At 66.1% G+C, this 6257-nt stretch carries 7 protein-coding genes; 2 read left to right on the top strand and 5 right to left on the bottom strand.

Annotated features, from left to right (window positions below; all coding sequences use genetic code 11):
* Positions 1 to 483 precede the first annotated feature (483 nt).
* Positions 484 to 1332, top strand: coding sequence for a tRNA threonylcarbamoyladenosine dehydratase (locus B3446_RS19420; protein ID WP_370647843.1), 849 nt, complete (start codon positions 484 to 486; stop codon positions 1330 to 1332).
* 93 nt (positions 1333 to 1425) lie between these two features.
* Here B3446_RS19420 and B3446_RS19415 read toward each other — a convergent pair whose 3' ends face one another.
* The 3 genes from B3446_RS19415 to B3446_RS19405 are packed head-to-tail and all read right to left on the bottom strand — an operon-like array spanning position 1426 to position 3486.
* Positions 1426 to 1737 carry a non-heme iron oxygenase ferredoxin subunit gene (locus B3446_RS19415; protein ID WP_175123244.1) on the bottom strand — a complete coding sequence of 104 codons (312 nt, stop codon included), beginning with the start codon at positions 1735 to 1737 and terminating at the stop codon, positions 1426 to 1428.
* Between the two features lie 14 nt (positions 1738 to 1751).
* A complete protein-coding gene (locus B3446_RS19410; RefSeq protein ID WP_291384221.1) occupies positions 1752 to 2225 on the bottom strand; it encodes an aromatic-ring-hydroxylating dioxygenase subunit beta in 474 nt (157 codons plus the stop codon).
* Position 2226: 1 nt separating this feature from the next.
* Positions 2227 to 3486 (bottom strand): aromatic ring-hydroxylating dioxygenase subunit alpha, encoded by a 1260-nt coding sequence (locus B3446_RS19405; RefSeq protein ID WP_291384220.1) that lies wholly within the window; start codon positions 3484 to 3486, stop codon positions 2227 to 2229.
* 212 nt (positions 3487 to 3698) lie between these two features.
* On the opposite strand from B3446_RS19405, the gene B3446_RS19400 reads away from it, so the two are divergent.
* Positions 3699 to 4601, top strand: coding sequence for a LysR family transcriptional regulator (locus tag B3446_RS19400; protein ID WP_191577759.1), 903 nt, complete (start codon positions 3699 to 3701; stop codon positions 4599 to 4601).
* Between the two features lie 23 nt (positions 4602 to 4624).
* On the opposite strand, the gene B3446_RS19395 is transcribed toward B3446_RS19400, so the two are convergent.
* The gene (locus B3446_RS19395) at positions 4625 to 5257 is read right to left on the bottom strand and encodes an aminotransferase class IV family protein (protein ID WP_191577758.1); all 633 of its coding nucleotides are present in this window, start codon (positions 5255 to 5257) and stop codon (positions 4625 to 4627) included.
* Between the two features lie 83 nt (positions 5258 to 5340).
* Positions 5341 to 6257, bottom strand: a 917-nt coding sequence (gene pabB, locus B3446_RS19390; RefSeq protein WP_291384217.1) for an aminodeoxychorismate synthase component I, incomplete at its 5' end; no start/stop codon positions are given.

The following is a 6257-nucleotide window of genomic DNA, read 5'->3' as shown; positions in this document are numbered from 1 at the left end:
ACCAAGACCATAGAATCTCGTTGCCGCCTGCGGCGGCTGCCTTCGGATTCCGTCGGGCGCATCTACACGCCCCGCGCACCCCAGGCCGACGCCACGCCGGGCTCGGGTGGATTCAGCTTGGCGCGGGCTGGGGCGGGCTGGGTTTTTAAGGTTCTTGCCTGCGCTTGCGCATGTTTGAAGCGGTTTGCGGGGCCCGCGCCCGGTTGGCCGCGCGGGCGGCCTCCGGGCGCTTACGCGGTGTCTTGCGTCGGGGGATGACGCTTCGCGCTTGCGGTGGGCGGCGGTACGTTGCCTCCGGTGTCTGTTGCCTCCGGTGTCTGACACCCTGTCCGTGGGTCCCTCTGGGTTCTGGACGGGTGGCGAAAAGTGCGCCGGTGTCTGACACCCTTGAGGCACATCCGCGGCATGACGGCAGTCTCCGCAGGGTGTCAGACACCTTGTCCGCGTGACTTGGGCGGGTAGGCTGGCGGCCGCTGCCATAAAATGCGCTCCATGAACTCGCCCGAACTCATTCCTGAACCCGCCGATCTCGACCGTCGTTTCGGCGCGCTGTCGCGTCTCTATGGTCCTGACGCGCCCTCCCGCATCCGCAATGCCCACGTTGCCGTCGCCGGCCTGGGCGGCGTGGGGTCGTGGACCGTCGAGGCGCTGGCGCGGTGCGGGGTGGGGGCGTTGACGTTGATCGATCTGGATCACATTGCCGAGTCCAACGTCAATCGGCAGATCCATGCGTTGAGTTCGACGCTGGGGCAGTCGAAGGTGGATGCGATGGCTGAACGGGTGTTGGCGATCAATCCGGAATGCCGGATCACGCGGGTGGACGATTTCGTATCGCCGGAGAACGTGGGCGAGGTGTTGCCGGGGCCTTATACGGTCATCATCGATTGCACGGATCAGGCCGCCGCGAAGATCGCGATGATTCTCCACGCGCGCAAGCTGGGCGTGCCGATGCTGCTGTGTGGCGGCGCGGGCGGGAAGACGGATCCGTTGGCGTTGCGGGCGGGGGATCTGTCGGGGGCGGTCAATGATGCGTTGCTGTCCAAGCTGCGCAACAAGTTGCGGCGCGAGCATGGGTTTCCGCGGGCGTCGGACAAGAACGGCAAGGCGCTCAAGCGGGTGCCGAAGATGGGCGTGCATGCGTTGTGGTTCGACCAGCCTGCGATCTTGCCGGATGCGTGGACCCGGCCGGTCGAGGGCGAGGACGACATGGGCGCGTCGGGGATGACGCTGGCGCCGCAAGGTTTGTCGTGCGCGGGTTATGGGTCTGTGGTTACCGTGACCGCCGCCATGGGTATGGCTGCGGCGAACGAGGCGTTGCGGCTGGCGGTCTGAGGGCCGCTGGGGCGGCGGCGCCTCAATGCTTGAGCGCCGCGGTGCTTCAATGGCCAGACGCGCCGTCGCCGCCTGGCCCGACGCTCAAATAAATCAAAGCGCCACGAACACGACGCCATCCTCGATCCGCACGGGATAAGTCGCGATATTCTCCCGCAGCGGCGAGCACAGGGCGCGGCCGTCGCGCACGTCGAAACGGCCCTGGTGCAGCGGGCATTCGATTTCGTGGCCGGTGAGGAAGCCGTCGCACAGTCTGGCATTGCCGTGCGTACAGAGGTTGTCGGTCGCGTAGACCTCGCCATTCACGCCGTATAGCGCGATTTCTTTTCCGCCTGCCTCTACGGCGATGACGTCTTCTTCGGGGACTTCATCGCGTTCAATCGCCTTTGTCCATTGCACAGTCATTGTTCGTCTCCGGGTCAGATGGGGTAGATCAGCGAGTTGGGGATCAGCTCGCTGTCGAAGATGCACAGCCGCGATTCGAATTTGAGGCCGTCGGGGGTCTGGCGGATCACGTCGAGGTAGCGGCCTACGTTGAAGACGGTGGTGAGCTGGCTGGGCTTGGTGCGGAAGATGGCGTAGTTGGCTTCGGACTCGATGCGGTCGTCCTGCGCCAGCAGCACGCGGGGGGCGCCGACGACGTGGCGCTGGTAGTAGGGGTCGTGGAAGATGGTTTCGGTGGCGCCGTAGATGCGGTCCTTCAGCATGCCGCGGCTCTCGAATGCCATGGTCGCCAGCGGAAATCCGCGTTCGTAGTTTTCGCGTGGCAGCACCTTGTAGACGCAGTCTTCCGTGAAGAAGTCGGGCCACTTTTCCCATTCGCCGGCGTCCAGCGCGGCGGCGTAGTCGGTGTACAGGCGGGTGAGCTGGTAGTAGCGCGGAAAGTCCAGCATGTCACGCCTCCATCACGCGGCGCCAGTACGCGTACATGCCGCGTATCAGCGTTTCGGTGACCATGTGGTCGGTGTTTTCGGCGGTCTTGCCGCCGAGTTCGGCGACGCTGCGGTGCCAGGGCTTTTGTTCGAAACCGGATTGCGAAAATTCGATGACTTCGCCGTCGTCGGCGGACACGAAGCCGGCGGGGCCGAAGAGGTTGGCCTGGCGCAGGCGGCGCTGGGTCATTTCGGGGGTGTCGTCGGCAAAGCCGAAATGGGTCCAGACGAAGTCGAAGGCGTCGTGGCCGACGGGCTGGATGTGGCGGGTGGACAGCGAGTTCACCTGCTGCTGGATGATGACGCTGGGGAACAGGGTCATGAGCACGGCGGTGGGGCCGTTCCACCAGGGTTCCTGCACGATGTCCAGGAAGCGGTCGTCGTTCAGCGACATCTGTTCCTTGAAGCTGGACACGCCGCTAGTGACGGTGCTTTTGCCGCCCTGGCCGCGCGTGGAGATCATGGCGGCGTGGCGGAAATGGCGGTCCATCTTCAGTTCGGACCGGTTGTCCGCGCGCCATAGGCCGAAGGTGACGAACCAGGTGTGCAGGAGGCCGGGGTGATAGGGATCTTTGATGTTCTCCTGCATCAGCTTCCAGTTGCCGGGAATGCGCTGGCGGCTGTAGCCGTGGATCACCAGTTCGCGACCGTCGAAGACGCGGTCGAAGTAATGCGCGATGTCGGGGCCCAGGTAGTCTTCGAGCGGCTCGACGTCGTGGTCGAAGGACGCAAAGACGACGCCGTTGCGGCAGGCGACCGCCAGTTTTGTCAGGCCGTGGTCCTCGGGCTTGAAGTCGGGCGGCATGCCGCCGTTGACCTTGCCGTCCTGCTTGACCCCGCGGCGGAAGGGCACGCCGATCAGGTTGCCCTGCAGGTCGTAATTCCACTGATGGTACGGACAGACGAACTCGGTGCGGTTGCCGGCGCGTTCGCGGCAGAACTGCACGCCGCGATGGGCGCAGACGTTCTCCACGACGCGCACTTCGCCATCGTTGTCGCGCAGCAGGATGACGGACCGCTCGCCCACGACCGTGCGTTTGAAGTCGCCGGGATTCGGGATTTCGGCCTCGAGGCCGACGTAGCTCCAGTGGCCTTGGTAGAAGAAGCGCTCCAGTTCCCGCTGGTGCAGCGCGGCGTCGGTGTAGACGCCGAACGGAATGCGATGAGAACCGTCGCCTTGCCAGGGCGGGATGAATTGGACGGGGTGTTCGGGGGCGTTCATGGACGGCCCCCGCTACAGGACGTGGCGATGCGATGCGTGCGGACGCGCATGATTTGTCTCCATTTTTCAGCTGGCCGCGCGGCGACCGGGCAGCGCCTTGCGCGGCATGGGCGCAGGCGTTTTTCCGCATCTTCGGGCAGGGCGCCAAATTAATAAATAGAATCTCGCTTATTACATAAATCACCAGAATCAATATTGGTGGAGACAGCCGCATGAACCTGAAAGACGTGGATCTGAATCTGCTCGTCGTCTTCAATGAATTGCACAAGCATGGCCGGGTGTCGGCGGCGGCGGAAAGCCTGGGGATTTCGCAGCCGGGCGTCAGCAATGCGCTGAGCCGGTTGCGCAAGCTGCTGGGCGACGAGTTGTTCCTGCGGACCTCGCGCGGCATGGTGCCGACGCCGTATGCCGAGAGCCTGGCTCAGCCGATCGCCGATGCGCTGGCCGCGCTGCAAGGCACGCTGAACGCGCGCGTGGCGTTCGATCCGGCGCGCAGTGAGCGTTCGTTCGTGATCGGCGTGAACGACGTGGGCGAGACCTACTTCCTGCCGCGCCTGATGCGGGCGCTGGATCAGGTCGCGCCGGGCGTGACCATCCGCACGGTGCGCACGACGTCGATCGACGTGCGTGACGAGATGGAGCGGGGCCGCATGGATCTGGCGATGGGCTTTTTGCCCGGATTGAAGGGCGGGTTCTTTCAGCGCCGGCTGTTTCGTCAGCCCTATGTGTGCATCTTCCGGCAGGACCACCCGCTGGCGCGCTCGGGGGTGTCGGCCCGGCAGTTCCGCGCGGCCGAACACGTGGCGATCGTGTCCGAGGGTACGGGCCACGGTGTGGTGGACGAGGTGATTGCGCGCGCGGGCATCCGCCGCCGGCTGCGGCTGACGGTGCCGCACTTCATGGCGGTGGGGCCGGTGCTGCAGGCCACCGACATGATCGCGGTGGTGCCGCAGCGCTTTGCCGACTGCGCGTGCGGCCCGTTCGGCCTGGCGGCCGCGCCCTGTCCGGTGAAGATCCCGGAGTCGGTCATCAACGTGTTCTGGCACGCCCGCAACCACCGAGAGGCCGCCAACCAGTGGCTCCGGCAGGTGGTGGTGGATGTGTTCGCGGATTGAGTGTCAGCGATCAGGACCGGCTGTCAGGCGTCGCGGAATGTCACGGTGAACCATCCGCGCAGCGCGTTCGACAACCGGATCTCGTCGGCCGCGTGCAGGTCGGCCAGCGTCAGCACGCGTTCCTTTGCCTTGCCCGTGTCGAGCAGTTGCGCGCGCTGCACGCCGGGCAGGCAGCCGCTGTCCACGGGCGGGGTGTACCAGGCGTCGTCCATGCGCAGATAGACGTTGCTGCGGCTGCCTTCGCAGAGTTCGCCGCGTTCGTTCAGATAGACCAGATCGAAAATGTGCGGGTGCGACGGCAGCCATTCGATCGTTTTGGTGTACCAGGGGCGGTGCGTGGTCTTGTAGCGCAGCAGCGGTTCGGAGGAGCGCAGCGCCTCGGGCGCCAGCATGACTTCCTGGTGTGCGGGCAGGGGCGGCAGGACGGCGGTCTGGATGTGGCGGCTGCCATCGCGCGCGACCAGGAGGCGCAGGCGGTGGGGGCCGGCGGAGCCCAGGGACATGACGGCGACGAGGATGTCGCCTTCGACATCGCGGCCGCCCCAGACATAGCCCAGCGCCTTGCATGACGCTTCGAGGCGGTGGAGGTGGCGCGTCAGCAGCGGCACGTTGCCGGTCGCTTCAACCAGGATGGTCTCGATCAATTCGGGTTGCATGGGACTCTCCTGGAATAAGGCGGGGCCGCCTAGGCGGGGCCGCGCCGCGCTCTATGCTACTACCGGCCGTGAGGTTTGCGCCGTCAGGCGCGCAGGATGCGGGCCTTCCAGTGGCATTCCTGCCATTCGCCAGCGGGGTCCGAATCGTAGACGATGCCGCCGCCGACGCTGTAGACGCCGTGACCCTGCTGGTCCAGGACCAGCGTGCGGATCGCGACGTTGAGCGAGAAGTCGCCATCCGGGGCCAGCCAGCCGATGCTGCCGCAATACAGGCCGCGCGGGGCGGTTTCCATCTGCCGGATACGCCGCATGGCGGCCACTTTCGGCGCGCCGGTGATCGATCCGCAGGGAAAGAGGGCGTGCAGCACGTCCGACAGCGTGGCGTGCGGCGCGGTGGCCGACACGGTGGACGTCATGGTCCAGACGGTGGGGTATCGCTCCAACGAAAACAGCGCCTCGACCTTCACCGTACCCGGCTCGGCAACCCGTCCGAGGTCGTTGCGCAGCAGGTCCACGATCATCAGGTTCTCGGCGCGGTTCTTGTCGCTGGCCAGCAGCTCCTGGCCCAGGCGTTCGTCCTCGGCCGGATCGGCATGGCGTGGGGCGGTGCCTTTCATGGGTCGGGTCGTCAGCCGCGGGCCGTCGCGCCGCACGAACAGCTCGGGCGAAAACGACAGCACCGTGCGATCGCCGTCCTGGATATAGGCCGCGTGGGCGACCGGATTGCGCGTGGCGATGCGGCGGTACAGCGTGGCCGGATCGCCCTGGAAGCCGACGTCGAGCGGCTGCGTGAAATTGACCTGATACAGCTCGCCGTCCCGGATCAGGCCGCGAATGGCGTCGATCTGGCGCACGTAGGCGGGCTCGGTCATGCGCGGTACGGGCAGGCTGATGGACGCCGTGGGCGCGTCGGCGTCCGGCGCGTCCCATGGCGTTTCGTCGATCTTGCGGTCGAACACCAGCGCGGTCAGGCGGGGGGGGCCGTCGCCGCGCGGCGGCG

Source organism: Achromobacter sp. UBA5777 (genome assembly GCF_002418565.1).
GTDB classification, from domain to species: Bacteria; Pseudomonadota; Gammaproteobacteria; order Burkholderiales; family Burkholderiaceae_B; genus Achromobacter; species Achromobacter animicus.
Note: the sequence above shows the minus strand (reverse complement) of the source record. Positions and strands in the feature narration are given on the sequence as shown.

Coding starts and splice junctions, on each gene's coding strand:
- B3446_RS19420 (WP_370647843.1), top strand. CDS start 484: ATGCGCTCCATGAACTCGCCCGAACTCATTCCTGAACCCGCCGATCTC.
- B3446_RS19415 (WP_175123244.1), bottom strand. CDS start 1,737: ATGACTGTGCAATGGACAAAGGCGATTGAACGCGATGAAGTCCCCGAA.
- B3446_RS19410 (WP_291384221.1), bottom strand. CDS start 2,225: ATGCTGGACTTTCCGCGCTACTACCAGCTCACCCGCCTGTACACCGAC.
- B3446_RS19405 (WP_291384220.1), bottom strand. CDS start 3,486: ATGAACGCCCCCGAACACCCCGTCCAATTCATCCCGCCCTGGCAAGGC.
- B3446_RS19400 (WP_191577759.1), top strand. CDS start 3,699: ATGAACCTGAAAGACGTGGATCTGAATCTGCTCGTCGTCTTCAATGAA.
- B3446_RS19395 (WP_191577758.1), bottom strand. CDS start 5,257: ATGCAACCCGAATTGATCGAGACCATCCTGGTTGAAGCGACCGGCAAC.